This window comes from Chryseobacterium phosphatilyticum, from assembly GCF_002899825.2.
GTDB lineage: Bacteria > Bacteroidota > Bacteroidia > Flavobacteriales > Weeksellaceae > Chryseobacterium > Chryseobacterium phosphatilyticum.
Map to the genome: position 1 here is coordinate 674,872 of NZ_PPED02000001.1, position 26,147 is coordinate 701,018.

The following is a 26,147-nucleotide window of genomic DNA, read 5'->3' on the forward strand; positions in this document are numbered from 1 at the left end:
TTCTTAGTTTTCTACGAGTACATCGTATTTTTTCATTTTTTCACGAATTTTACCTACGGTACCCATTTCCAGGATATCGTTAAAGTCAAATTTAATCTGGTAAAATTGCTCCAGTGCTTCTACGATAAGCAGGTGAGACATCGAATCCCATTCAGGGATCTCCTGATAGGTAAGGCTTTCATTCACCAGTTCTTTTTTTACCGCAATTGCTGAAGCGATAATTTCATAAAATTCTTCTGTTGTATTCATTTTAAATTTTTATTGTTTTCCATTTACCGTTTTTAAAAATCATTAGGAAAAGGACTGCCAGTACAACCTCTGATGAGACAATGGCAGTGAATATTCCTGTAAGTTTCCATTGAAACCTTACTCCAAGCAAATAGGCCAGAGGAAGCTGAATGACATAAAACATAATGATATAAAGCATGGTAACCTGCATAATATTTCCGGCTGCATTCAGTGCACGGCTGATGACCATAGTGAAACCTAATAAGAGATAAGCCATTGAAACGACATGAATGTACTGAACCGCATATCGGGCCACTTCAGTTTCTGTAGTGAAAAATTTCACCACATATTCTGCAGCAATCTGCCAGAACAAAGCTACAACAACAAGATAGGTCATATTGATGGTTCCTGCCCTCCATACTGTTTTTTCAGCGCGATCGGGATCTCCGGCTCCAAGATTTTGTCCTGTAAGAACGCCGGCTGCATTTCCTATTCCCCATGCCGGCATCGTAGCTACTGATGCGATACGCTGAGCTATAATATACCCGGCTAATGCTGAGGTACCGAATGTAGATATGATTTTCACCATTATCAGCCAGCTGGAAGTTGGAATGATGTATTGAACCAATCCTCCAAAAGCTATTTTCAATATTTTCCTGAGCAAAGGAATATCCAGATGGAATTTCATCAGAATATTAATGCTCGTTTTACCTGAAAGCAAAATGAAAAACTGGTATATCACCGCCAACAGCCTTGATAAAATAGTAGCATAAGCCAGTCCCATTAATCCAAAGGCAGGAATAAATCCCAATCCGAAAACCAGAATTACAGCAAAGATAATATTGGAAATATGGCATATCCACAATGATTTCATCGCGAGATCAGCATCTCCGGCTCCTCTGAAGAGTCCGTTCACAGAAAGCCTTAGAATAACCAATCCAATGCTTAGAAATACCAGACGGGAAAATGATAATCCATTATCTACCACATCTGTACTGATCCCAAGAAATCCTACAATTTCAGAAGCAAACAGGCAGGAAATCCCTCCGATTAACACAGCAAAAAATAAGGCTAAAAGGATAATATAATGGGCTGTTCTGCCCATCCCTTCAGTATCCTTTTCACCAGCTCTTCTTGCTACGAGTGTTGCTGCTGCAATTCCCAACCCTACCGCAATAGCATACGCAAAATTGATGTAGTTGTCTGTAATTCCGACAAGTCCAAGCACTTTATCACCCAATCTGGCAATAATCAAGAGATTGACACTTACAAAAACAGACTCCATGACCAGTTCCATCACCATTGGAATTGCTAAACTAAAAATGGAACGGTTGATACTTCCCGATGTCAGCTCTACTTTTTTCCCTGCGAGTGCCCCGTAGGTAAAAACCGTTCCATTCTTTAGCAGATGCAGGAATTTCCTCATAGTACTGCTACAGAATTTTTGTTAGCGATTTGATACAAAGGATTCGGTAAGGCTCCATCCTTTCGTGGAATAGCAAATGCTTTATTTTCGCTGTACCCGTTATTTTTCAAACGAAGACTGTTGATATAAAACCTTTTGAACGCCGGCACATACAGATCATATTTAGCATATCTCTCCTGTAAATGAGGATTATCTGTTTTGTAGCTTTCAATAGAATCATGAACAAGGGTCCAGAATGTTTCCTCTTCAAATTCAGAATAAGTATGCAGAACATTGGATAAATATCTGAAGAAGGCATCAAAAACACCTAAAAGGATAAATAAAGGAATATTTTCTTTATTCGAAGACTGTATCAGCCCGTCTGCCAGGTGATCAGGCAGTTTTTCTCTGGCCTCTGTGGTAAGAACAATGTCATCCACAAAATCCTTAATTACAATTCTTTGTGGAACCCCATTCTTTAAAACAACCATGATATTTTCACCATGGGGTGTTACACACAGTGAATGGGTATAATAAATATGAAGCAGCGGTGTCAGGTAGGCATCCAGGTACCTGATGATCCATTCTCGGATGGTTATTCCTGCTTTTTCTGCGAATGCCTGGACTAATGGAACTCCACTCTCATCTACATAAAGTAAAGAAGCCATGGTTACCATTTGCTCATCTTCTTTCAGATAATTTTCAGCACTTTCTCTCCATAATGCACCAAGGAATTCATTATACTGATAAGGTACGCTGGCAATGCCTCCATATTGTGGATGCAGATACGTGATGGCAGCCTCTTCTCCTAAGAAAATAGTTTCTTTGTTCTCAAGGTAAGCATCATCTTTAATTAAGCCTTTTACCCAATCTGTAATGGCTGGAGCAATTTTCATCTGCTTAGGTGATAATCCTCTGATATTTCCTGTGCTTAGAATAGAAACAGCCGTCTTCAGGTATCTCTTTTTAGGATGATCTACATTGAATAAAGTACGTATACTCTGTTGCGGACTGTAGGTATCGCTACCCTCTCCTAATTGAATTAAAAGTCCGGAAGCAATATCTCCGGCAAAATGAATCTGAAGCTTATGCTCCCACTGCCATGGATGTACAGGGATAAAGTGATAATCTTCAACAACTTTTCTTTTGCTCAATAGCTGCTGCTGAAAATCATTGTATAAATCCTCTCCTATTTCAGAACGATAAAACTCATCTCTGTTGATATGTTCCAAAGACTGGAATGATGATCTGCTTTTATGAGAAGCCAGCCAGATTACTTTTAAATTTTCATCGGCTTCAGGGGCAAATGTTTTAAGATCTCTTGGAGAAAAACCTAATCGGCTTTTGTTTACAATTACCCATGGATGGCCGGTCATATTATGCTCTACAGTTTGATAATCTGCATCCGCAAGCTCTTTTGAAGACATTACTCCTCTTGATAAAATTAAAGCATCACAATACAACGTATGCAGTAATTCTTCCGTGTATCTTGCAATCGTATAAGGATCTAAGTCAAAAACAGACTGCATTTCCAGGAAGAAAGCCGCCACATCTACTGAAGATAGGTCTTCACCGTTTTCTGTTTTTGTAATGCTGTCTTTATCAATATGCCAGTAATCCATCATTCTTTCTTGTCCGCGGAAGCTGTAGATAATGTTTTCAACTCCGGTTGCAAGGGTAAAAACTGTATATCCGCTTTTATTTTCAAAGGTTACCACAGGCTTTAAAAGCTCTTCGTGCATCAATTCTGCAATGGTTTTGGCCATAAGATTTCTATTGGCCTCGTTCCAGTTTTCCTGGCTGATTGTATATTCTAAATTGGTGTTCATTTTCTGTTATATTTTTGCGGTTGGTAATTCTGCGTATTTTTCTACATCAAAATCCTGGAAAGCGATTTTTTTCTCAATTTTATAATGTTCCCTTCCAAGAATATCATTAATAATGAATGAATTACGGTATGCTGCCATTCCCAGGTCTGTAGAAATGTAGCTGTGAGTGTGTACTTCTGCGTGCAGTACATAAATCTCTCCTCCGTTCTCATCAATAGAATAATTTCTGTTCACGGAGAATAAGCCGTTAGAATCCCTTTTTATTCTCGATTGGATATTTTTCAGGAATGAAGGCTCATGATAACGATATCCTGTACCAAGAATCACATAATCAGCTTCCTGTTCGTAAGGAACTTCCTGTTCCAGCTGGGTGAAATCAAGATGAAGAGATCCCGGATTGTCATTGTTTACACTATCAAGCTGGCTGTTAGGAATAATGGTTAGTTTCGGATCAGCATTATCAATATTCAGATCGTAAATAAAATCATAAATATCATTGATCAGGTCATAATTAATTCCTTTAAACTGAGCCTGTTGTTTACTTAAGATTGATTTTCTGGCGGTCTCATTTCTGTTGTAGAAATATTCCACATAATCAGGAGAAGTCAATTCCAGCGTCAGTTTTGAGTATTCCATCGGGAAAAATCTGTCAGGACGCGAGTACCATCCCAATTCAGTAGTTTCATCTCTGTTTTGAAGAAGATCATAAAAAACTTCAGCAGCACTCTGTCCTGAACCGATTACCGCAATCTTTTTACCTTGTGACAACAATTCTTCCTTTCTGTATAAATAAGAACTCGTATGCATAATACGGGCATCATTTTTAGGAATGAAAGAAGGAATATGGGGTTGTGTTCCTGTTCCAAGAATAAGTCTTTCCGTTTTAAAAATCTGTTTTTCTTTGGTTTTGGTATCTATTGTAGAAACAATATAAATTCCGTTTTCATAATCAATATCTGTTACCTGCGTTGAAAAACGGCATTCAGGTAATTGTTCAATGACCCACTGACAATATTTATTATATTCTTTACGTGGAATAAAGAAATTTTCACGGATAAAGAATTTATAAAGCCTGTTGGTTTCTTTAAGGTAATTCAGAAGACTTAGCGGACTTGTAGGATCAGCCATGGAAACACAATCACATAAAAAAGGTGTTTGTAAAGTCACATGATCGATCATCAATCCCGGATGCCAGTCAAAACCGTCTCTTTGATCCAGAAAAAGGGTTTTCAATTCAGGAATTGGATGGGACAATGCAGCAAGACCTAAGTTAAAAGGTCCTATGCCTATTCCTATTACATTATATACGGTTTCTTTATTCATGTTTGGTGATGTTGGTGGTGATTTCTACATTTTTATTTTGGGGAAATTTCTCCCAGTACCATTCTCTGTAGCAGAAGTTGAGGTTTGCTTTTTTATGAGGCATCTCAATGACTTTTTCTATTTTGAAGCCTACATGGGCCTTATTCATCATTGAAGCCAATGAATCTACTGATCCCTCACCCACCATTTTACCAACCTCTGGCTGAGCAAAGACATAATCTACCATAGATTGGGTGGATGGAGATACATATTTCTTTTTAGGATCTACAGGAGCAATAAACTGATGGGTTCCGTAATCTGTTGGCAGTACTTCGTAATAGTCTCCTACCATATCTCTGGATGCCCAGTAAATTTCAATATTACAGGAAGGCGCATCGTTGCTCAATACAATATAGCTGTGTGCTTCACTACTCGGGAGCATCAAACGGTAATACGTTTCAAGCTCGTCTATAGGCCAGTTCATCTGCCATATTTTTACGGCATGCTCACGATTAAACCATTCGTGCAACATTTCAAGATCATTTTCAAGATCAATAGGCCGCATGCTGATGGTTACATCATCCTTTGGAAAATAGCGTTTGAAAAAAACCTCTGTCCCTTTTGGCTGAATAAGCTGATCCGAGAAGAAATACATATGAAGCAGGTTAGGAATCTTTGCATACGAAACCGCAGCAGCATTAACCCCTCCGTCTACATCCAGTACTGCTGACTGCAGATTTGATTTTACGGACCAATATCTTTGATTCAGAGCATAATCAGTCAATGCTGATGGTTTGTGCTCATGCAGATATTCAAATTCATGATACAGGATATCGATTAATGATCTTTCATCCGCTAATCCCGTTTTACCGATTGAGGTAATGAGAGCTGCAAGATTGCTCACCAGAAGATGATGGGACATAATATCCAGAAGACGTTCATCACGGATAAAAAGTTCTTCAATTTCAGGATATTCTTTAATCAGATTTTCATATTGATTTTTACTACTCTCTCTTAACAGATAGCCCTGGCCATCTCTCACCCAAATTGTTTTCGGAAGAAGACTTTCATCTAATTCTATCAACAGGTTTTGCTGATGTACTTCTGGTGCCATTCCAAAGGTGTTGAAAAGTTTGTTTAATGGAGCAAGTAATAATTTAACATACTTTTCAAACCATAACATAACAGTTTCCGGGCCTTCCAGTCCCATATTCTGAATAACATTTTCAAAAAAATGAGTCGTAAAGTTAAAGGCTCCTGAAGGTTCATCCTGACATAGCCTGGCCAATAAAACAACTTTGTCATCCGGTGAAAAAGGATTTTCTCTGATCAAAGTATTAAAACTGTCAATATTTTTACCGTCAAAATCAACACTTATTGTTGAAGGTTCCAGCAGGAGTTTGAAATCCTTATAGTTTTCTTCAAATGAAGGACGTACATCTTCCCACCAAACCGCTGAAGCATAGCCTCTTTTTAAGTCTTTAAGACTATTGGTTCTTACTGATCCGGTCATCAGCACGTGTAATGAGAATTTGAACATCCAGCTGAAATCCGGATTATATACTGTTCTTATGGAAGAGGTTGCATAAAACTCAGCTCCCATAGCTCCCATATGAATCATTTTTCTGGACTCAAACAGGTCGGAGTATTCTTTTGAAGTTAAAAGATATTGGGCTTCCCATGGATGAACGGGAAGAATATAATAGTCATTTGTGTTTTCACCTTCTTTAAGACAGTCTTTACTAAGTTCGCCAGATAAGGGGATCAATTTTTCAATAAGTTCCTGAGCTGAAATACCCGGTAAAGATCTTTCTGTAACCAGCTTCTTGTCAACCAGGAAATAATCAAGCTGAAATCCTTTTCCAAACTCCGGACAATAGGACAGTTGCTGTTCTTCTGAAAATCCCATCCTTGATTTGGTGAAAGGATGAAGGTTATGACCTACCGGAAGAATCTGCTCCGATTCCAAAAATGAATATGATAAAGGATTTTGGTCTGCAGAACAAGCTAAGGTCTTTTCAAGATTCCTGAGATTGCTTTGCATGCGTTCCTTGAAACGCTGAAGTCCTGATTCGGTAAAAGTATCTGAGAATTCCTTATATACCAATGAGATCAATTGATCAATGTTTACTTCAAAGACTTCCTGATTTTGATGATCAACAGCCCAAACCGGAAGACCATATTCATGAAAAGGGCTTTCAGAGCGGTAGGTGACCGGAGCGAATAAAAATAAATTGTTTTTCTTTAGTTCAAACCTCATATGCAACAGATAGCCTGTATTTTGCAGAGCTTGCGCCGTCAGAAGATCATAAGTGGGTATTCCCTGGTAAAATTTTCCGTTTCCAAGCTCTCTGAGCATTCCGTTAAGCAAAATTCGAAACGTTACCTCTTCTGCTTTTTCTTTCCATCTAGTTTTCTGTACCAAAGTCTTCTCCATGTCTTTTGATTTTAGTAAGAATTTCGTGAATATCTTCTGTTGTGGTAATCGGGTTCAGGAACGTAAATTTCAGATAGAAATTTCCGTCAACTTTTGTACTGGCTACCAATACTTCCCCACTGTAAAACAGCTTCATCTTAATATATTGGTTCAATGCATTCAGGTCAGTAATATCAGGCCTTACATATCTGAAAACCAACACACTCAGATCAGAATCAGAAAGCAGTTCAAAATCCTGATCTTCAGTAATCATTGATGCCGCATCTTTGGTAAGATCTATCACAGTGTCCGTATACTGTGCCAGTTGTTCTTTTCCCATCATTCTCAGGGTAAACCAAAGTTTCAGGGCATCAAACCTTCTGGTACTTTGAGTAATGGACTTATTGATCTGTGCAGGAATTTCCTCTTCATCCATTTCTTTAGGATTCAGATAATCTGCATGATGCTTAAGGATCAACAATTCTTTCTTGTTTTTAACAATGAAAGCACTACTGCTGATGGGCTGGAAAAAAGATTTATGATAATCTATCGTTACAGAATCTGCTCTTTCTATTCCAGTAAGAAGGTGGCGGTATTTTTCGCTTAATAATAATGCACACCCGTATGCAGCATCTACATGCATCCATATATTGTACTGTTCTGCAATATTGGCAATATCTTTCAATGGATCTACATTTCCAAAATCTGTAGTTCCTGCAGTGGCTACGATTCCGATAGGAATATTACCTAATTGTTCTTCTCTTTTAATGTATTTTTTAAGCAAGGAAATATCCATACAAAATCTCTCATCTGTAGGAACTTTAACAATTGATTTTTCTCCAAGTCCCATGATAGAAGCATTTTTCAGATTGCTGAAATGCGATTTATCCGAAACAAAAATTCTGAAACGGCTTGCTTCCTGTGGCAAACCATCCAGCTTAATATTATGATTGTATCTTTTTTGAGAGAAGCAATCACGCATCATGACTAATCCCATCAGGTTACTTTGTGAACCTCCGGCGGTGAAAACACCGTCACTTTCATTGGTGTTATAGCCTAACTGTTCTGCCGTCCAGTCAATCAGTTTTCTTTCCATAAATGTTCCTCCTGCACTCTGATCATAAGTGTCTTGTGAGGAATTGATGGCGCTTACCAGAATTTCTCCGGCTAAAGCAGGAATGACCACCGGGCAGTTTAAGTGGGCAACATATTGTGGAAGATGAAAAGCAGTGGCATGCTTTACATAAATATGATCTACTTCGTTCAGTAGTTCTTTATAGGTAGAAAGTTTTTGATTAAGATCGATCTCCTGTACCATTCCTTTCATTTCTTTGGCTTCGATACCACTGAAAGGCTTGTCATTTCTGTAAAGAAATTGTTGTACAAGGTCTAAAGTGCTGTTGACTGCATTACGATAGTGATCGTAATTGTCCTGATGGAAAATATTTCCAAAATTCCCCGAAATGTGAGGTGATGTGGTGTTGGATACCTCTTCAAGGGGCGCAAAATTGTTGTTCATATACTTTTTGTAAGGTGATTTTTTAAATCAATAGATTGTTTGTGGTTTTTCGACATGTTTACATATATGTCTGACAGTCAAGTTTTTAAATTTTTCATTTTTTTCTTTTTTTGTTTGGCAGTTCAGTAATTATTCATAAATTTGAACCAGTTATTGTTATTTAGAATAATTAAAAACAAAGATAAAAATTATTACTAAACACCAAATTTTTTTTTAATGAATTCTCTAGAAATTTTAGATAACGACAGTATGACAGAAGTAAAACTGCTTCCTACCGTCATTGAGATCACATCTCAGGAGCGAAGAATGATAAAAGATGCAGCGGAGCATCTGGAGAAAAAATACGGAAGCTATGAAAACCGTGACTTTATAAAACATGTTCATCAAATGGCTTCTTATTTTTTACCCGAGAGAATTTTACATATAGCGGCTGATTTTGCGAGCGATTTTTCAAAAAATCAATATGGAGCCTTGATTTTTCAAGGATTAATGGATATTGACCAGGAACTTTTGGGTACAACTCCACCCAACTGGCAATCTGCAGATTATTCCAAATTTAACCTGTATGGTTTTGCCTGTGCACTGATTCATGGTGCTCTTCCTTCAAAACCGGTACAATATTATTCACAACGTAAAGGAGGCGGGCTGATCCATGCGATTATACCGGATGAGAAAATGCGCGAAACGCAGACCGGTTCGGGTTCTGCAACAGATTTGTATGTGCATACGGAAGATGCTTTCCTGAAGCATCAGGCAGATTTCCTGAGCTTTATGTATGTAAGGAACGAAGAGCAGGTGCCTTCTACCCTATATTCTATCCGTTCTCATAAGTCTATCGGAGAAAATTACAGACCTCTGTTTGACAGAATTTACAAAATTCCAAAGGATGCTAATCTGGAAACGGGAGAAAGTGAAGAAGAAGCGTTGGATTCTGTGTTATATGGAAATAACAAGCTTCCTTTCATGAGGTTTGATGCGGCAGAACAGCTTTTTAATCCAAGCATTAAGCAATCCGATGATGCCCATCAGTGCCTGGCAGAATTCTGGGATGAAGCAAGGCATTTGATTTATTCAGGCTTTACTCCACAGGCCGGGGATGTAATCCTGGTTAATAATCATTTATGCGCTCACGGAAGATCTGCATTCCGTGCAGGAGTAAGAAATATTGACGGTATTGAATATGCATGCGAAAGAAGGATTATGCTTCGCATGATGAGTAAAGTAAGCCTCATTGATATGAGGGCACACACCCTTACTGAAGATCCGTTTTTTGTAATCGAAGAACATTTGGGCAAGAACTTTCAACATTTGTAGTATTAATTAGACTTTTTTTTAATTGTCCCTGATGTTAAATCCTTTTTAAGCTGGTCTTAAAAAGGATTTTTTTGAAATTTAAATAAAAAATAAGTAACCCCGTAATGGCAATGATGCGGGGTTCATTTTCTAAAATTATTGTTTAAAAAAACGGTCAAACAAAGACAATTGCTCAGATAATGATCTGCTCCAATACTCAGGAACATGGCCTCCTAAGGATTCGGCATATACATGCTGAACTTTGGCTTCTGTCAGTTTTTTATGAAAATTTCTGTTCATTTGAATCATTTGCGTATCCTCCGTACCACAATCAAAAATATATTGCTGCCCGGCTGCTGCCATTAGTTTAATTTTGTTATCAGTAAGAAAGTCCGGGCTGATAGATTCTAGAGGGCCCAGTACTTTATTAACCATATATTTCTGATACCCTTCACCAAATGAAGTAAGATCTAATGCTCCACATGAGCTGCCTACCATTCCAAAGGTTTTATTGTAAGTGACCCCAATATTAGTCGCTCCATAACCACCCATACTCCACCCCAAAATACCTCTGTACTTTTTATCTGCCTTCACCGGATAGTTCTTATCAATGAATTCCACCAATTCTTTTCCGATAAAAGTCTGATATTGAGAATCTTTAACAAAAGGACTGTCTACATACCAGGAACTGTAGTTCCCATCCGGAAGAATATAGATGGTTTTATATTCCTGAGCCTTTTTAACCAAATCCGGAATATCCTGCTTGATGATCCTATCCGGATTACCACTGAAACCATGAAGAATATACACAGAAGGATAAAGAGTATTTTTCTGGACATTGGGGGTAATGATGATCGTTTTGATTTTTTTATTCATTTTCGGGCTGAAAATTTCCTGATGAATAATTTTTTGTGCTGATAACTGAATGCATGCTGTCAGTACAAATAGAATTTTGATAAGCTTCTTCATGTTTAAAATATTTAATTAATGATAATCACAGGCTTGTAATTACAGAACATATAATGTACCAATGATCTTTTTGACAAAACAAAATTGCGGTAGAAAAAGAGAAAAAGCCTCAACATATGTTGAAGCTTTTTTTATTATATTTCTTTCTTTATACGGCTAAGCTGTGTGGGGGTTATGCCCAGATAAGAAGCAATCTGATGTTGCTTCAGTCTGCTATGCAGAGATTTATTTTCTAATAATTGTAAATAGCGTTGTTTTGCCGTTTCATACTTTAAAGAAACTTCCAGTGGTTCCTTTTTAACCACCCAGTTTTTCTCTAAATAATATAAATGGAACAGCGCAAGGTCATGATGCTTTTCAAGCAGTTCACGATAAGCCTTTACAGGATATTGAATGACTGTACAGTCTTCAAGGGCAATCATATTAAAATCACTGGGCTCATTTTTTATGATGGCCGCCGTGGATGCCACAAAGCTGTTTTCTTCAAAGAAAATTTTATAGATAGAATCCCCATTTTCATCAATGGTATAATAGCCTACCAATCCTGATTTTAAAAAGTAGTAAAATCTTGCCATATGCCCGGCTTCCAGAAGAAGGTCATTTTTGCTATACTTTTCTTCTGTGCAAATATTGAGTAAAGCTTCAGTCGTCTCTTCCGATAAAGAATAGTATTGATTGACTTTCTCTAAAAAATATAATTGATTCATTATTTGGAAAACGCAAAAGTGCAGGTTTTTTAATGTTTTATTGTTACTCCAATATTTTCTTCATCATCAAATCGGTCTGTTCTTCCTCTCCAAGCCTGAAAATATGTTTATCAAACTCAACAAATCCGTTCTTTTTATAGAAATTCAACGCCCTCAGGTTTTCTTCCCAAACTCCCAGCCATACATAAGATTTATCAAGTTGATGCGCTGTTTCTAAAGCCTGATGATACAGTAATTGTCCAACTCTTTGACCATGATGACTCTTCTTTACGTAAATTCTTTCGATCTCAAGACTGGTCTCATTCTGTAACTCGGTCTGTGCTTTACCGGAATTAATTTTTAAATAGCCCACCGGGTTATCTTCCTCCCATGCAATGTAGAAAAAAGAATCAGGAGTATTTAACTCAGATTTTATCTTTTCTGTGGCAAAACTTTCTTCGAGATACTTTTTCATGGCCTCTTCAGTATTATGTTCCGAGAAAGTTTCAGAAAAAGTTTGTATTCCCAGACTTTGTATTGTTTCAAGGTCTGCCGAAGATGCTTTGTTAATAATAATGGATGTCATAATGACTAATCATTTTATGAAAACAATATTTTCTTAAAAGCTTCAGAGGCCAGATGTACCTGTATACTCCAGTCATCTGCGGCATCGCTTCCGGCATCATCTGAAATATACTTCAGGCATAAAAACGGAATATTCTCCTGTTGGGCAATCAATGCAAGCGGATATGCTTCCATGTCTACAATATTATAATCTGTTTCGGAATGATTCATTTCAAAACTATCACCACTTCCACAGATTCCCTCCTTCAAAGTATCCATCTTAAGTCCATATTCTAAGATTGGAGGAACTCCTGATAATGGGGTTTCATAGAGTTTAAATCCTAAGCCTCTTACATCCATATCCCTCTGGATAAATTTTGTACAACAGACCACTTCTCCTTTGTGAAATCCTTTACTTCCTGCAGAACCCAAATTCACTATCAGTTTAGGTTTTCTTGTATGGATTTCTTTAGTCAATTCGATGGCAGCATTTACTTTACCGATTCCTGTTATTAATTTATTTTTTCCTTCAAATACCGTTCCTGCTTCAGAGTCTAATGCAAAAACAAAAAGAGTATCTGCTATAGGATATTGTGTTTCGTTGTTAATTTTTATCATTGAAATAAAAGAATTTATTAAGCTGTTTTACAAAGGTATGACAGTTTTTCTTTTCAATACATGTTGTACATTAATAATACTCTTACTTATATATCATTTTCGATAATACTCAATTCTTTTTCAGGATGCCAATCACTTAAATTCTCCATTACTCCATGTCTGATTATTAAAATCAAGTGATCACTCATAGGATGACAAATAATACTATCCATATTTCCCTCAATTTTAATTAAGGTATCGGGAATTGGAAATTCTCCTGCAGGAGAGAGAAAAAATTCAAAATAAACTCTCTTTTCCTTTGTTTCTTCCATAAAATTTAATCCTACCGCACTGCTATTACCCTTTGTTAAATTTCCTATTTGTTTATTATAATGTTTTAACGTTCTACTTAGAACCGTAAAAAATCTTACAGGTTTATCTATTTCTTCTTTCTTTGGCCAAATAGAAATATTTTTATAATCGGAAGTTCCGTCTTTTAAATTAATTTTGTAATGAATATGTCCACTTTGATGAAATGAATATTTGCCTGAATTTTTCTCTAATTCATTAAAATCTTTTGGAATTTCAAGTTCAAGTTCTTTTGTTTCAGTAAACGAAGTTGTTGTTTTTTCAGAATAGTTGGCTTGGTAAGCTGATCCCCAGTAAAAATCATCTCCATTCATTTCAAACCAATAAAACTTATAAAAAATTTCTTTTCCAAATGTTAATAATAAGCGAACTCTTATTTGCTCAGGTATTTCCATAATGTTTAATTATTAAAATATTTTATAAAGTTAGTGTTTTGGAATATTTTGATGATCAATTAAAAATTAAACCCCAAAACAATTGTATCTGTTTTGGGGTTTAATGATATTAAATGCTACATCCGTCAGCATCGCATGAAGCACCACTGCTACCGGAAAGATCCTTAAACGGACTTACAGTTTCTTTATAGGTTTGCTGAAGTGCATCTTCAAATACATCAACCGGTTGTGCTCCGGAAACCGCATATTTTCCGTTCAGAACGAAAAAAGGAACCCCTGAAACACCATTGTTTCTCGCTTCAAGAATATCCTGATTCACTTCGTAATCAAGTTCGTCAGACGTCACTGCCTTGGTAGCTTCATCTTTATCAATTCCTAATTTCTCAGCAAGAGAAACCAAAACATCAACATCTCCAACATTTTTACCATCAATGAAATGAGCGATAAATAATGCTTCTTCCATTTCATTCGATTTATTATGCTTTTTGGCAAGGTGAAGTAGTTTATGAGCATTGAAAGTATTGGTGATCAATGTTTTTTCAAAATTAAAATCGATACCGGCTCCTTTACCCATTTGAGTCACCTGACTTAGCATTTGTGTAGCCTGAGCTTCAGCAACTCCTTTTTTTTCTCTGAAATACTGGATGGTATCCTGAGTTTTATTTACTTCCAGAGTCGGATCCAGTTGAAAACTCTTCCACTCCACTTCTACCTGATCTTTGAATGGTAGTTTTTCTAAAGCCTGCTCAAAATTATTTTTCCCGATATAACAAAACGGACACATCACGTCCGACCATATTTCTATTTTCATTGTAGATATTTTATGAAATTTAATACGGCAAAGGTACGAATTTATTTTAATGTAATAAAATTTGTTACAGTTTAATTTTGGTACACAGCAGCTCCCTCACTTTGCTTCTCAACTCTATTTCTCAGAATCATCATCAGGTAAGCAAGAATTCCGAAAACCAATCCCACCCATGGGGTAAACTCTACTCCTTTTGTAACAATAATCCAGCCTCCTATAGTTGTTCCTAACGTTACCCCGAGGTTGCCAAATGAGGTTGCCAGACTATTGGCAAATTCCAGTGATTCAGGAGCAGAAGAAATCATATAAGTGGAAGCATTCAAAAAACTGGGTGAGTACAAAAAGCCCCAGACCCCTATCACCATTATGGTAGCCCATAGATTTCCATCAGAGAGATACAGCAGTACAGGAATCAAGACGGTTCCTGAAAGAAAAACGGCTGTGGTTCCCACTACATTTTTGTTAAGCATTTTCCCGGCAATCCAATTGGCAATAACCCCGACAACACCAAACAGCAGCAGCATATAGCTTACCATTGAAGTATCCATGTCCTTGGCTTTATTCAGATAATCCGCAAAATAACTATAGGTAGAAAACCACGCAGTGATCATAAAAAAGTTCATCAAAGTACTCAAAATAAACGGGGGTTGTTTTAAAATCCTGATCTGATTTCCATAGGATTTCTTTTCTTTCACAGGCATAGACGGAAGAAAATAAAATATTGAGACTAAAGCTATCACACTTACCACAGTCTGGATCATAAATGAATACTCCCATGAACCAACACCCGCTATCCAGGTAGCAAACGGAACTGTTGTTACCATTGCTATGGCTACTCCGTTAAAAACAATGCTCATCAATTCATTTTTCCTGTGCTCATCTGCCTGAGATACCGCTACTGACAATGCTGTTGCAATATATACCGGCTGCAGAAACGCCGGAAGAATTCTTACCAGCATCAGCAACCAGAACAGAGGTGAAAGGGACGAAACAAGCCCGGTAACCATAAACATGAAAATGGAGGTCAGCATGATTTTTTTCCGATTAAATCCAGAAGTAAGTAGTGTCATAAATGGTCCTGTAAGCGCTATGACCAAGGCAAATGCACTCAACAGATATCCGGCCTTATCAATGCTTATTTTATAATGTTCTGCGAGTTGGGGAAGAACTCCTATGACTCCAAATTCAGTGGTAATGACTGCTATAAACCCCAGACACCCTATGAATGCATATTTTTTCATAACTACCCCACATTCTTGGAATCCAATTTCTCCTGAGCAAAAGCTGCCATTTCATCTACTGCTGTCTGTACTTCATCTAAAATTTCTCCCATATGCATAAACCCGTGAACCATATCTTTATAGAAGCTTATCTGCAGAGAAATACCTGCATTTTTCATATTTTCTGAAAGCTTTTTTCCATCATCAATCAATGGATCATGTTCTGCCAGTAATACCAGTGTTGGTGGGGTATTTTTAAAATCTTTTATTAAAACGGGAATTGCTAAGGGGTTTGTTTTTTCTTTTTCAGGAAGGTAAGCTTTCCAGGCCTCTATTCCTCCTTGTTTATTCAGAACGGGGCCATTTTCGTAGGTTTCCCATGATTTAGAATTCAGTTGATCATCTGCTGCAGGATAAATCAGGATCTGAAATTTAAAATATTCTCCGATCTGAGTAGAAACTGCTGTTGCAAGGGCTCCTCCGGCACTATCTCCTATAATCCCGATTTTATCGGTGTCTAATCCCAAATTTTCTGCGTTGTGTACGATCCATTTTGCGGTCTCAACATTGTCATTCAGGCCTGCTGGAAAAGGATGTTCCGGGGCAAGACGATAATCCGGGAAAATAACAACAGATCCTGTTGTATTGGCTAGTTTCCGAGCTACGGCATCATGGGTTTCAAAACCTCCGGCAATAAACCAACCACCATGAATGTAAAGAATAGCAGAGGATTTTTGGATATCTCTTCCTTTTGGACGGTAAATCCGGATCGGAATATCACGACCTTCCAGAGAAATATGCAATTCTTCAATCACGGCCACAGGCTCTCTTTTACCACTAAGCTGAAAAGACATCGTTTCCAGATACTTACGGGTATCATCCATGGGATCCTGAGCATTAAAAGATTGTATTTTTTCTAAATGATGTAAAATCGTGTTAATTTTTGATGTTAACTGCATTGTATTTCTATTGATGTTATTATTATTTTGCAGTGAACATAAGCGCTATTGTTCATTACTACTGCATATTTTTCGGTTTCTATGAGCAAAATTAGATATCAAACCTTACATTTGCATTGTATACATCAAATTGTATGGTACTAACAAATTTGTAAGTAATGGGTAGAATAAAAGAAAATTCGACGAATAATATCAACAGGCAGTATATCCACGAATGTGATTTAACGTATGCAGTCTGTAAGATTGGAGGCCGATGGAAACTCCTGATCCTCGACAAGTTAAAAGTTGAAAAACTCCGTTTCAGTGAACTGAGGAAATCCATATCAGGAATCACAGAAAGGATGCTTACCTTACAATTAAGAGAACTGGAAAAAGAAGGTCTGGTAAAGAGAACCGTGTATGCTGAAGTGCCACCGCGGGTAGATTATGAACTTACGGAAATATCCAGAGAATTAATTCCTATTTGGAAAATGTTGAGTGAATGGGGCGGAAAACATAAAGATTTAATTCAAAAGCAAGAGGCTTCTGAAAACTAGGCTGTTTGGTGGCCAATCCAAGAATTTCGTGTTTATGCCTCTCGCTTATTTTACAGATAATACATTTGGCTGTAAAGAAACCTTCTGGAGATTATAAAAAACTTTTAATTTTTAGCTTTTAATTTTATCACAGATAAAATCTTTACACCTTAAGAACGTATTGCTGAGCATACCTTGCGCCTTTGTAATTTCCAACAGGTATAGTTTAAATCAAACTTTATTTACTTTTTGGGCAAATAGAATATGGGCTACCAATGCAAGCACTCCAAATAAGGTTCCCACAAAGCATACCCCGGTCCATTGTGCTTTTTGCCATGCTACTGAAGCCAGCCATGTACCAAGAGACCCTCCGATAAAATAAGATACCATGTACACTGTATTCAAACGATTCACAGCATTGGACTTAATCAGAAAATAGTTCGTTTGGTTCATAATATGACTGGACTGCACTCCAAGGTCCACCAGAATTACGCCTACAATCAACCCCCAATAGGTTTCTCCTGCGAAATAAGTGAAGCCCCAGCTTCCGATTACAATAAGAAGGGAATACAGTATAATTCTGTTGATATCCAGATACTTTTGTAGTTTCCCTACTTTAGCTGCTGCCAGGGCACCTACTGCTCCTGCTAAACCAAAACTTCCTACTACAGAAGAACCTGCATTAAAAGGTGGTTTCTCCATATGGAACACTAATGTTGTAAACAAAGCACACATAGACCCGAAAGCCATTGCTCCACGGAATGATGCCAGTTGAAGGATAGGCTGTGTTCTTGCCAGATGGGCGACAGATTGCATTAATTCTTTATACGTTCCCTTAAAATTCGGATGTAATTCCGGAAGCATTTTGTATACCGCGATCCATACCAAAATCATTAATCCTGCAGCAATTCCAAACATCGCTCTCCAACCCCATACTTCTCCTACAATTCCCCCAACAAAACGGGAAAGAAGAATCCCTAATAATAACCCAGACATTACCAATCCTATATTACCGGATTTTTCTTTATCTGAAGAAAGTTCAGCAGCAATAGGAACAAACAACTGCGGAATAACGGAAGTCGCCCCAATTAATAAACTTGCTGCATACAGCATCCATAGCTGGTTGGCAAAAGTCATCCATAGCAGCGATCCAAAAACCAGAAACAAATCAATCAGAATCAGCTTTTTCCGGTAAAACTTATCTCCAAGAGGTACAATGAGCAGTAAGCCACATGCGTATCCTATCTGTGTCAATACAGAAATCCTGCTGGCAGCACTTTCAGAAACGTTTAAATCTTTTGAAATGAGAGCCAGTAAGGGTTGATTATAATAATTATTGGCGACAACAAGTCCTGAAATAATAGCCATTAACCAGATTACAGTTCGGGAAATAGTGTTGGTAGAGCTTACCTGCATGTTAAAATTTTGGTTTTATGTATCAATATATCAGTGATGATGAAAAGACGCTTCATCCATTTTTACGGGCTCAAAGGTAGTTATTTAAATAAAAAAAGGGAGCATAATATCATAGATTTAATAGAGGAAACTGATAGACAAAATTTCTTACAACGACCTTTAATAAAGAATTTCTGAAATTTATATGAATTTATTTTTACATTTGTGATACAACACCTATTGTATGAATGACATCGATTCACAAAAACAGCTTCTCAAAAGATCTGTTGAGGCAAAAGACATTTTCATTCCTCATATTTCTGCCGATCCGGTGGTTTTTGGCTTTGACAGAAACGAATTGAAAGTACTGCTAGCCAAAATGCATTATAAAAAGCAATGGCTTTTGCCGGGTGGTTACGTAGGAAAAGATGAAGACCTTGACGAAGCTGTAGTAAGAATCTTAAAGTCAAGAGCCGGTGTTACGAATGTTTTTCTTGAAGAATTCGGAGTCTTTGGGAAGAAGAACCGCAGTGAATTTTACTTTGAAGATTTTGATGAAACTCTGTTTCAGAAACAACGGTTTATCTCTGTGGGCTATTATGCCTTATCTAATTCTATAGATATTAATCCTGTAGCTGATGAGATCAGTGAAATCTGCGAATGGGTCTATTTAAAACAACTTCCGGAAATTGATCTGGCCATGGATCACCGGGAAATCATTGAAAAAGCTCTTCTTACACTGCGTGAAAAAATTTCTTATAAGCCTATTGGCTATAATTTGCTTCCTGAAAAATTCACTTTCCCTGAATTGCAGAAGTTATACGAAGCTATTTTAGGAAAAGAGCTTAACCGAGGAAACTTTTACCGTAAAATTAAAAATTTGGGGATCCTTAAAAAGCTTGAAGAACAAAGGCGAGGTGGAGCTCATAAGTCACCTGACCTCTACTCTTTTGATCAGGAAAATTATGCCAGAGCGCTTGAAAATGGTCTGAACAGCTGGTAAGCTGTATGATTGTTTTTATGGATGGTATATATCGATGAAAATGCTTTTCCATGTTGGAAATATTGAAGAAATTTGCAGCATGAAAATTATTCCGCTTAAAGAAGGCAATTTCTCTGCAAGCAAAACCAAGGATTTCACTCTTTTAACAGAGGAAAATTTTGAGACCGTCAAAGGAATCAAAATGTCTGTACAACCCTTTCTCATCACTACGAAAAATGATTATATCCTTTTGGATGCAGGGATTGGGTGGAAAAACGAAGATGGAGCTTCTGTCATCTCCGGAATTCTTGAAAGAGAAAATATCAACCCAGGTCAGATTACAAAACTTTTGTTTTCTCATCTTCATAAAGATCATATTGACGGAGCAGTACAGGTTACGGATCATGGCTTTGAGGCTACTTTTCCTAATGCAAAAATGTATATCCAAAGACGTGAACTTGATTTTGCTATGGAAAATAAAGGAAACCCTTCATTTGATTTTGATATTCTGGAAAAGCTCATCCAATTACCCAATATTGTATGGATGGAGGAAGATAAAGGTCAGATCACAGACGAAATTTCATACGAAGTGGCAGGTGGTCACACTCCCTTTATGCAGGTTTTCTGGATCAGAGAGAATGGAGAGACCGTATTCTATGGAGCAGATGATCTTCCACAGGCATCCTATTTAAAATATCATTTGGCTTATAAAAGTGATTTTGATGGCAGAAAAGCTATGGAATTAAGATTGAAGTGGGAAAAAGAAGCGATAGAAAACCGCTGGAAAATACTTCTTTATCATGATTTGGAAAAAGCTGTCATTGAAGTCTAAAAATGGTTTAAATTGCATTAAACCATTTATAGATATCCAGTTCAGAAGGAATATTCAATTTCTTTCTTAAGCGGTTTTTCCTGTTCTGTATTGCTTTTGGAGTTACAAAAATATAGGTTGCTATTTCTTTTGTTGTCATATTAAGCTTCAGATAAATACAAAAGATCAATTCCGAGTTTTTGAGGTTAGGCTGTATGGCAGATAACTTATCAAAAAAATCAGGATAAACCAATCTGAACTTATTCAGCAGACGGGGAGAATTTGCTTTCGCTAAAGCTATAATTTCATCTTGTACAAGAATCTTTTGGTTCAAATCCTCTAGATTGTGTTCAGTTTTTTTGTTTTTCATAATACGTTGTCATCTCTACTAATTTCTGATGCACAGCTTTTGTACACCAGTACAAATCTTTTCTCTTCTTCAATCTTGTATGTTGAAATTTCACACAAGTATTGAATTTATTTTTATGTATTCAAAATTCAAAAGCTTTTATTTAGTATAATTCAGCAACACCTCGGGTTTACAGTAAGGATATTGAATTATTATGTTAAAATATTCACACATTTGAATTTTATTTCATTTTTATATAGGGCAAAGAAAGAAAAAATGATTAAAATTTGATTAAAATGGTATACCACATACATACCACGTTACAGTTTTGGGTAAAATATCATAATCGTTTCCTATAAACACTTTCCGATTATTTCTATTTCCATTTTAAATCTATTGTAAATGTAATGTGTCATTAGGTATACTTTTTATGATCCTGATCAATACTTTTACATTTTAGGGAAAGATTAACATGAATATTTGTGATATATAAGGGGAAGATATAATAACTTTCCTATTCCGGTTTTAGATTAGGCTTCCTGGCGTGACAAAAACCCGGAACGGTTGATATCAAACTCAGTTATTTTAAAAAAAATAAGCCGGATAACGATGTAATCCGGCCAATTGTATTAGAAAGAAATTAGTTTTCCATTATTTTTAAATCCTGCAGATAAATATAACATCCCTCAAAGTCAAAATACTTTTCTTTGAGTAGTGCTGTCTGATAGGATATTGGTAAATATTTTCCCCATTTTGAAAAATCAATTATTTCAGGAATATTTTCCAAAAATCCGGTGAGCATCCCGTCAATATTCTGGTTTCTGTCAATACCCTGTAAAATAGTAATGAACTCAGCACCGGTATTATCTTCTATTTCAAAAAGGCTCTCCTCATCATACAGTGTACTTTTCACCTTTAATCCTTTCAAAATAAAATGCAACGTTCTGTTGATCTTTGAGCTGGTAAAAGAGTAAAATCTCATGCTATTATTGCTTGTCAATAAGGGTCTTTCTGTTTTAAAGTCGTTAATGGAAAACACAGAAAAATCTTTTCGAAAATCATCGATTGTTTCATGACTCATTTCGTCCAAAAAGTTATATTGCTCTTCTGAAATAAGGATTTGAAGCATCTTTTCCCGGATTCTGTGTGCAATATCGGCAGGTTCTCCAAAAAAGGTAGGTTTTTTACCATCTCTGGCAGGAATTACTTCTATCTTTTTCATTTTAAAATCAACATCAATAATACTCCAGACCTTTGCAGACAGATAAATATTTTCATTTTCCCTTATTTGAGGGGAAAGCGGTAATTCTCCGATTTTAATGCCATTATTAGACACTTTAAAAAAGACCGGGGTTTCAAAAAGGGTGTAAAAGTCTCTATTATTAACCACTTCTTCACCTTCAATCCCTATGATCAGTTCGTTTCCCAGTTTTTCCAAAAAATCAATAGAAACAAGATGGGCAATAATCTCTTCTGTCTCTTTCTGCTTAATCATTGAAAAAGCATTGTTAGTGCTGATTTCTTTCAATAAATCGGCTAATGAAATACCTGATGTCCCTTTAACAACAGATAAAATCTGGTGAACCATTACATCATAAGGCTTTTGATTGATAGTGACAGGTTCAATATATTGCTCACTATATAGCATCCAGCAAGCCAGAGACTGCAGTAGACTCCATTTTTCTGTAGCATATAAAAACAGATTGCTTGCTTTACCTTCTCTTCTTCCGCTTCTTCCCACCCTTTGGATCAGAGAGGCAATGCTGTGGGTTGCATCTATTTGTACCACCTCATCTACATTTCCGATATCAATTCCCAGTTCTAATGTAGAAGTACAGGAAATACAAAAATTTTGAAGGGTAGAATTTTTTGCAAAAAACTCTACATATTCCCTGACTTCTTTGTCGACGGAAGAATGATGGGAAAAATAATTCTTATGCCCACCTACTCTTTCTGATATTTGTTTCAGTTTTACTGCCACTTCTTCCACTCTTCCGCGGGCATTGGGAAATATCAGAACCTTACTTTCTCTTGTTCTGGCATACAGATCTTTCAATAAAGGAAGTGGCAACTCTTTTACTGATCCCGGAAAATACTTAAAAACAACATTGATAGGCTTTGGCGTCGTATCCCTGATGATTTTGGTTCGATTCTGATCTCCCAGGAAATCTTTTAATTCAACATATTGGTTAACATCACTTACTGTCGCAGAAAGTCCGACAATACTGAGTCTACGGGTATTAATTTTTTGAAGTCTGCTTATCAGAGATTGTAGATGAGTTCCCCTATCTGATCCCAGAAATGAATGAATTTCATCAATGACAATATATTCCAGTGTTGAGAATAAATGCTTGATATTGTAAGGTTTATTCACAAACATAGCCTCTAAAGATTCAGGGGTAATGAGAACAATCCCTTCGGGAGATTTCAACAGTTTGTCTTTTGCTCCTTTTGCGGCTTCTCCATGCCATTTGGTTACCGGAACATCAAGGTATTCACAAAGGTTTTCCACCCGGATAAACTGGTCGTTGATCAGCGCAATTAAAGGGGAAATATAAAGAACTTTTACTCCCGGTTCTTTAAAGTTTACCTTAGACAGGATGGGCAGAAAAGCAGCCTCAGTTTTACCCGAAGCTGTTCTGGATATGAGGATATAGTTGTTATCTGTAGGGATAATTCTTTGTATTGCAGCTTCCTGAACAGGTCTCAGGCTTTCCCATTTCTTATCCCTGATATATTTTCTGATGGGTTCAGAAAGCATACTGAATGCTGTCATAGTTCTTCAATACTGTCTAAAAGAATAAGGTCATTGGGTCTTTCATCAGTAATTTCAATCTCACCGAAGAGTCTTCTTTTGTCAACATCCGGATTTTGTCTGATGATGTTCAGGATATTCAGGAAATCCCTGATCACTTCCCTTGGGGTAAGAAATTCTGCAGCTCCCGGTTTGTTAAACATTTCTTCCATAAAAACAGAAATTTCTTCATCGCTAATATTCAATTCTGTTTTGTAATTGAAATCGAAAATGAGTTTTAATTTTTTAAGCAAAACAAAAATTTCATTATGATTCAATGGCATGAGTTTGATAACAGGCTGTGCAAAATCACGGAACTCAGAGGTTTCAAATTTATTACTTTCCAATCTTGATTTTAAAGCCTGATAACTGAAAAGACCCCTTCTCTCATTTTCCAGAAATTCTTTTGTTCCGGCAAAATTGATGAAAAGATTAGACACTTTTCCCTGGAAACAGTCATTATAAATAGAAAGAATTTTTTCATAATTTTTCTCACGAGAAGCAGAAACAGAAATTTTGTAGAGATTAATGGCTTCATCCAGATTAATCATAAAACCACTGTAGCCCATACTCACAAAGAGCTTACAAAAGTTTTTAAGCATATCATAATAATTGGAATCGTTAATAATTTCTCTGATTCCAAGGTCTTGTCTGGCTTCTGTTTTGGTGCTGTACTCTCCTTTTAGCCACCTCAGGGCATTTCTTCGTAACAGCTCATCTCCTTTGATATATCCTTCATAATATTTAACAATAGCAGAACCAAAATCAAATCCTCCTACTTCCGTTATCTCATTCACGGTTTTCATAATAGCATTTTGAATAAGCCCCAGATATTGATCATTTCTGATTTCTATTAAAGAAATATGATTGTCTTCTGCTGTTCGGGAAATCACCTGCTCAATCCATTTTTCTAATAAGGTTTGCAAAGCTCCACCCTCGGGTTTTGTCTGAATAGCAATATTATCCATTATGGCAGAATACAGGATCACACTCTTCCCGTCATTGGCATATAGCCTGTTATCGGGAGTAAAGTCTGCATTGGCAACGACAAATTTTTGTTTTAAAGCGACCGTATTTAAAAGGTGAAGCATGAAAGATTTTCCACTTCCAAAATCTCCTATCCAGAATTTTACCAGACTGAGGCCGTTTTTCACGTCTTCCAAAGAACTCAGGAAGGCATTCACCTCTTCGGATCTGCCCACCGTAATATGTTGGACCCCAATTTTCGGTACCACACCACTTACAAGAGAGTTGATAATGGAAGTAGCTTCTTTGGGCTTAATATTGTCAATCATTGTTTAAAAGTTTTTTATAATAGTTGGTGTTGATAATAAAATATTCGTCTTCTTCTTCAATCAGAATATCATCAAGGATTTCGAAACAACATTCATTAACAGAATCTATGGTAGAACCCATAAACAGTCCTTTTGTTTTCATAAAATTAGCAAGATCAGTTTGAAGGATATTGAAACTGTGCTTTTCAAACAGGTCAAGTACTTCTTTGTGAATATCCTTTAAATTAAGTTCATCAAGATACTTTGATGTCTGATACCCGGGAATCTCTTGAACAATTGAAATGATGACTTCTGATTCATTAAGGATTTCTCCGGTTTGTACTGTTTTCTGCTCTTCGTCCAGCTCATCATTAAGAATCTGCCCCAAAAGATCCGCCGTTTCCGAATCCAGCGCCTGAATATTTTTAACAGCTTCCCGATCTATTGTAATTTTTTTTCTTTTGGGAAGATAGAGTTGATCAGCTTTCTCAATAGCACTTTGCAGGTTCCTGTCTGCTATAAATTCTTTAAGGAGATCTTCAAAATCAGAAAGTTGTTCTTTTGTTGAAAACAGGCTTTTTTGAATGGTTTTATTGAGTGGTCTCTGATCAAATTTCGGAGAATTCAGGTCTTTATCAAAATAATGAATGTAAAGTCTTAATGCGCAGGCTCTGTCATGGTTGGCAACAAACTTTGAAGCTTCAAAAAACAGAGCATCTACCGACGGATTTTTGATATTTACTTCTGCCAACCTGAATATTTCTCTTTCAAAGGCTATCGGATTGGAATAATCTTCTTTAATCTGATCAAATTTTGTCTTCCATCGGTTGGTATTATTCTCATTAAGAATGATATTGGTTTTATAATCTGCGTCGAGAATCTGGTATTGATTTTCGATCAAAAAGACCTCTAGTTTAGAAACTATTTTCCGATTGTACTGATGAAGAATATCAGGATCATTATAATTAAAATCTGTATTAATTTTTCTTTTTATGCCATAGAAATCCCGTACATTATTTTCACATAATTTCAGGATATGATTAAAGATTTCAGTCTGAATAGAGTTATAGGTGTAGCTATAATTTAAGCTGTCTTTTCTGTAATTGAACCGGAGACATATGATAATTTCCGAAAGTTCTTCAATAACTGTGGGATAAGATTTATTAACCGGAAGACAGTTTTTATTCAAATATTCTACAGCCCTTAAAAATTGTTTTAAAATCTGGATTTTACAATATTCAATTTCATTAAAGACATTCCCTGAAAATGACATTTTATCCAGCATAATAATCTGATTGTCATTCAGACTAAGTTTTCGGGAATATTTTGTCCCTAATTTCCAGGAATCCGTGTCATTACTTCTGATCTGTTGTGCAGGTACAGTATTGGAAGTTGTAAGATCATTTCCAAAATCAATCGGGATATCCGCATTACCGGAAACATCAATAATATAATGGTTCATCTGAAT

General features: G+C 36.6%; 23 protein-coding genes. 4 read left to right on the forward strand and 19 right to left on the reverse strand.

Annotation, left to right across the window (positions count from 1 at the left end):
- Positions 1 to 3 precede the first annotated feature (3 nt).
- Genes C1631_RS03040 through C1631_RS03065 form a run of 6 tightly spaced genes read right to left on the reverse strand, consistent with a single transcriptional unit; the run spans position 4 to position 8,699 of the window.
- A complete protein-coding gene (locus C1631_RS03040; protein WP_103248972.1) occupies positions 4 to 249 on the reverse strand; it encodes an acyl carrier protein in 246 nt (81 codons plus the stop codon).
- 1 nt (position 250) lies between these two features.
- The gene (locus C1631_RS03045) at positions 251 to 1,654 is read right to left on the reverse strand and encodes an MATE family efflux transporter (RefSeq protein ID WP_103248973.1); all 1,404 of its coding nucleotides are present in this window, start codon (positions 1,652 to 1,654) and stop codon (positions 251 to 253) included.
- Positions 1,651 to 3,462 carry an IucA/IucC family protein gene (locus C1631_RS03050; protein ID WP_109710380.1) on the reverse strand — a complete coding sequence of 604 codons (1,812 nt, stop codon included), beginning with the start codon at positions 3,460 to 3,462 and terminating at the stop codon, positions 1,651 to 1,653. Before C1631_RS03050 ends, C1631_RS03045 begins: the two co-directional genes overlap by 4 nt.
- A gap of 6 nt (positions 3,463 to 3,468) precedes the next feature.
- Positions 3,469 to 4,785 (reverse strand): lysine N(6)-hydroxylase/L-ornithine N(5)-oxygenase family protein, encoded by a 1,317-nt coding sequence (locus C1631_RS03055; protein ID WP_109710382.1) that lies wholly within the window; start codon positions 4,783 to 4,785, stop codon positions 3,469 to 3,471.
- Positions 4,778 to 7,201 (reverse strand): GNAT family N-acetyltransferase, encoded by a 2,424-nt coding sequence (locus tag C1631_RS03060; protein ID WP_109710384.1) that lies wholly within the window; start codon positions 7,199 to 7,201, stop codon positions 4,778 to 4,780. The genes C1631_RS03055 and C1631_RS03060 overlap by 8 nt, the downstream gene beginning before the upstream one ends.
- Positions 7,173 to 8,699 carry a pyridoxal phosphate-dependent decarboxylase family protein gene (locus C1631_RS03065; RefSeq protein WP_103248684.1) on the reverse strand — a complete coding sequence of 509 codons (1,527 nt, stop codon included), beginning with the start codon at positions 8,697 to 8,699 and terminating at the stop codon, positions 7,173 to 7,175. The genes C1631_RS03060 and C1631_RS03065 overlap by 29 nt, the downstream gene beginning before the upstream one ends.
- 216 nt (positions 8,700 to 8,915) lie before the next feature.
- Between C1631_RS03065 and C1631_RS03070 the strand changes: the two genes are divergently transcribed.
- Positions 8,916 to 10,013 carry a Fe(II)-2OG oxygenase family protein gene (locus C1631_RS03070; RefSeq protein ID WP_109710386.1) on the forward strand — a complete coding sequence of 366 codons (1,098 nt, stop codon included), beginning with the start codon at positions 8,916 to 8,918 and terminating at the stop codon, positions 10,011 to 10,013.
- Between the two features lie 135 nt (positions 10,014 to 10,148).
- Here the strand turns inward: C1631_RS03070 and C1631_RS03075 are convergent, their stop codons facing one another.
- From C1631_RS03075 to C1631_RS03110, 8 genes are all read right to left on the reverse strand, one after another.
- The gene (locus tag C1631_RS03075) at positions 10,149 to 10,961 is read right to left on the reverse strand and encodes an alpha/beta hydrolase (RefSeq protein WP_109710388.1); all 813 of its coding nucleotides are present in this window, start codon (positions 10,959 to 10,961) and stop codon (positions 10,149 to 10,151) included.
- Between the two features lie 134 nt (positions 10,962 to 11,095).
- Positions 11,096 to 11,668 (reverse strand): Crp/Fnr family transcriptional regulator, encoded by a 573-nt coding sequence (locus tag C1631_RS03080; protein ID WP_109710389.1) that lies wholly within the window; start codon positions 11,666 to 11,668, stop codon positions 11,096 to 11,098.
- Positions 11,669 to 11,711: 43 nt separating this feature from the next.
- Positions 11,712 to 12,233: a GNAT family N-acetyltransferase gene (locus tag C1631_RS03085; RefSeq protein ID WP_109710391.1), complete on the reverse strand. Its 522-nt coding sequence runs from the start codon at positions 12,231 to 12,233 to the stop codon at positions 11,712 to 11,714.
- A 14-nt stretch (positions 12,234 to 12,247) separates the two neighbouring features.
- On the reverse strand, positions 12,248 to 12,829 hold the full coding sequence (locus C1631_RS03090; RefSeq protein ID WP_109710393.1) for a 5'-methylthioadenosine/S-adenosylhomocysteine nucleosidase family protein: 582 nt from the start codon (positions 12,827 to 12,829) through the stop codon (positions 12,248 to 12,250).
- Between the two features lie 86 nt (positions 12,830 to 12,915).
- Positions 12,916 to 13,572 carry a hypothetical protein gene (locus tag C1631_RS03095; RefSeq protein WP_109710395.1) on the reverse strand — a complete coding sequence of 219 codons (657 nt, stop codon included), beginning with the start codon at positions 13,570 to 13,572 and terminating at the stop codon, positions 12,916 to 12,918.
- A gap of 109 nt (positions 13,573 to 13,681) precedes the next feature.
- Positions 13,682 to 14,383, reverse strand: a complete 702-nt coding sequence (locus C1631_RS03100; protein WP_109710397.1) for a DsbA family oxidoreductase — start codon at positions 14,381 to 14,383, stop codon at positions 13,682 to 13,684.
- A gap of 71 nt (positions 14,384 to 14,454) precedes the next feature.
- Positions 14,455 to 15,621: an MFS transporter gene (locus C1631_RS03105; RefSeq protein ID WP_109710399.1), complete on the reverse strand. Its 1,167-nt coding sequence runs from the start codon at positions 15,619 to 15,621 to the stop codon at positions 14,455 to 14,457.
- 2 nt (positions 15,622 to 15,623) lie between these two features.
- Entirely contained in the window at positions 15,624 to 16,559 is a 936-nt protein-coding gene (locus C1631_RS03110; RefSeq protein WP_109710401.1) for an alpha/beta hydrolase, read from the reverse strand.
- Between the two features lie 158 nt (positions 16,560 to 16,717).
- On the opposite strand from C1631_RS03110, the gene C1631_RS03115 reads away from it, so the two are divergent.
- Positions 16,718 to 17,095: a winged helix-turn-helix transcriptional regulator gene (locus tag C1631_RS03115; RefSeq protein ID WP_103249523.1), complete on the forward strand. Its 378-nt coding sequence runs from the start codon at positions 16,718 to 16,720 to the stop codon at positions 17,093 to 17,095.
- 210 nt (positions 17,096 to 17,305) lie between these two features.
- Here C1631_RS03115 and C1631_RS03120 read toward each other — a convergent pair whose 3' ends face one another.
- On the reverse strand, positions 17,306 to 18,490 hold the full coding sequence (locus C1631_RS03120) for an MFS transporter (protein WP_109710403.1): 1,185 nt from the start codon (positions 18,488 to 18,490) through the stop codon (positions 17,306 to 17,308).
- 223 nt (positions 18,491 to 18,713) lie between these two features.
- On the opposite strand from C1631_RS03120, the gene C1631_RS03125 reads away from it, so the two are divergent.
- Both C1631_RS03125 and C1631_RS03130 read left to right on the forward strand, forming a co-directional pair.
- Entirely contained in the window at positions 18,714 to 19,472 is a 759-nt protein-coding gene (locus C1631_RS03125; protein WP_109710405.1) for an NUDIX hydrolase, read from the forward strand.
- 79 nt (positions 19,473 to 19,551) lie between these two features.
- Positions 19,552 to 20,283: an MBL fold metallo-hydrolase gene (locus C1631_RS03130; protein WP_109711431.1), complete on the forward strand. Its 732-nt coding sequence runs from the start codon at positions 19,552 to 19,554 to the stop codon at positions 20,281 to 20,283.
- A gap of 7 nt (positions 20,284 to 20,290) precedes the next feature.
- Here C1631_RS03130 and C1631_RS03135 read toward each other — a convergent pair whose 3' ends face one another.
- From C1631_RS03135 to C1631_RS03150, 4 genes are all read right to left on the reverse strand, one after another.
- Entirely contained in the window at positions 20,291 to 20,632 is a 342-nt protein-coding gene (locus C1631_RS03135) for a helix-turn-helix transcriptional regulator (protein ID WP_109710407.1), read from the reverse strand.
- Positions 20,633 to 21,251: 619 nt separating this feature from the next.
- On the reverse strand, positions 21,252 to 23,387 hold the full coding sequence (locus C1631_RS03140; RefSeq protein ID WP_109710409.1) for a DEAD/DEAH box helicase: 2,136 nt from the start codon (positions 23,385 to 23,387) through the stop codon (positions 21,252 to 21,254).
- Positions 23,384 to 24,700 (reverse strand): ATP-binding protein, encoded by a 1,317-nt coding sequence (locus tag C1631_RS03145; RefSeq protein WP_109710411.1) that lies wholly within the window; start codon positions 24,698 to 24,700, stop codon positions 23,384 to 23,386. Before C1631_RS03145 ends, C1631_RS03140 begins: the two co-directional genes overlap by 4 nt.
- Complete coding sequence (locus tag C1631_RS03150) at positions 24,693 to 26,141, reverse strand: tellurite resistance TerB C-terminal domain-containing protein (protein ID WP_109710413.1); 1,449 nt, start codon at positions 26,139 to 26,141, stop codon at positions 24,693 to 24,695. The genes C1631_RS03145 and C1631_RS03150 overlap by 8 nt, the downstream gene beginning before the upstream one ends.
- Between the last annotated feature and the right edge of the window lie 6 nt (positions 26,142 to 26,147).

Bases quoted from the DNA above. Each gene is read 5' to 3' on its own strand.
- C1631_RS03060 (WP_109710384.1), bottom strand. From the start codon at position 7,201: ATGGAGAAGACTTTGGTACAGAAAACTAGATGGAAAGAAAAAGCAGAA.
- C1631_RS03110 (WP_109710401.1), bottom strand. From the start codon at position 16,559: ATGCAGTTAACATCAAAAATTAACACGATTTTACATCATTTAGAAAAA.
- C1631_RS03105 (WP_109710399.1), bottom strand. From the start codon at position 15,621: ATGAAAAAATATGCATTCATAGGGTGTCTGGGGTTTATAGCAGTCATT.
- C1631_RS03055 (WP_109710382.1), bottom strand. From the start codon at position 4,785: ATGAATAAAGAAACCGTATATAATGTAATAGGAATAGGCATAGGACCT.
- C1631_RS03070 (WP_109710386.1), top strand. From the start codon at position 8,916: ATGAATTCTCTAGAAATTTTAGATAACGACAGTATGACAGAAGTAAAA.
- C1631_RS03040 (WP_103248972.1), bottom strand. From the start codon at position 249: ATGAATACAACAGAAGAATTTTATGAAATTATCGCTTCAGCAATTGCG.
- C1631_RS03135 (WP_109710407.1), bottom strand. From the start codon at position 20,632: ATGAAAAACAAAAAAACTGAACACAATCTAGAGGATTTGAACCAAAAG.
- C1631_RS03145 (WP_109710411.1), bottom strand. From the start codon at position 24,700: ATGATTGACAATATTAAGCCCAAAGAAGCTACTTCCATTATCAACTCT.
- C1631_RS03125 (WP_109710405.1), top strand. From the start codon at position 18,714: ATGAATGACATCGATTCACAAAAACAGCTTCTCAAAAGATCTGTTGAG.
- C1631_RS03120 (WP_109710403.1), bottom strand. From the start codon at position 18,490: ATGCAGGTAAGCTCTACCAACACTATTTCCCGAACTGTAATCTGGTTA.
- C1631_RS03045 (WP_103248973.1), bottom strand. From the start codon at position 1,654: ATGAGGAAATTCCTGCATCTGCTAAAGAATGGAACGGTTTTTACCTAC.
- C1631_RS03085 (WP_109710391.1), bottom strand. From the start codon at position 12,233: ATGACATCCATTATTATTAACAAAGCATCTTCGGCAGACCTTGAAACA.
- C1631_RS03130 (WP_109711431.1), top strand. From the start codon at position 19,552: ATGAAAATTATTCCGCTTAAAGAAGGCAATTTCTCTGCAAGCAAAACC.
- C1631_RS03080 (WP_109710389.1), bottom strand. From the start codon at position 11,668: ATGAATCAATTATATTTTTTAGAGAAAGTCAATCAATACTATTCTTTA.
- C1631_RS03115 (WP_103249523.1), top strand. From the start codon at position 16,718: ATGGGTAGAATAAAAGAAAATTCGACGAATAATATCAACAGGCAGTAT.
- C1631_RS03050 (WP_109710380.1), bottom strand. From the start codon at position 3,462: ATGAACACCAATTTAGAATATACAATCAGCCAGGAAAACTGGAACGAG.
- C1631_RS03150 (WP_109710413.1), bottom strand. From the start codon at position 26,141: ATGAACCATTATATTATTGATGTTTCCGGTAATGCGGATATCCCGATT.
- C1631_RS03065 (WP_103248684.1), bottom strand. From the start codon at position 8,699: ATGAACAACAATTTTGCGCCCCTTGAAGAGGTATCCAACACCACATCA.
- C1631_RS03095 (WP_109710395.1), bottom strand. From the start codon at position 13,572: ATGGAAATACCTGAGCAAATAAGAGTTCGCTTATTATTAACATTTGGA.
- C1631_RS03140 (WP_109710409.1), bottom strand. From the start codon at position 23,387: ATGACAGCATTCAGTATGCTTTCTGAACCCATCAGAAAATATATCAGG.
- C1631_RS03100 (WP_109710397.1), bottom strand. From the start codon at position 14,383: ATGAAAATAGAAATATGGTCGGACGTGATGTGTCCGTTTTGTTATATC.
- C1631_RS03075 (WP_109710388.1), bottom strand. From the start codon at position 10,961: ATGAAGAAGCTTATCAAAATTCTATTTGTACTGACAGCATGCATTCAG.
- C1631_RS03090 (WP_109710393.1), bottom strand. From the start codon at position 12,829: ATGATAAAAATTAACAACGAAACACAATATCCTATAGCAGATACTCTT.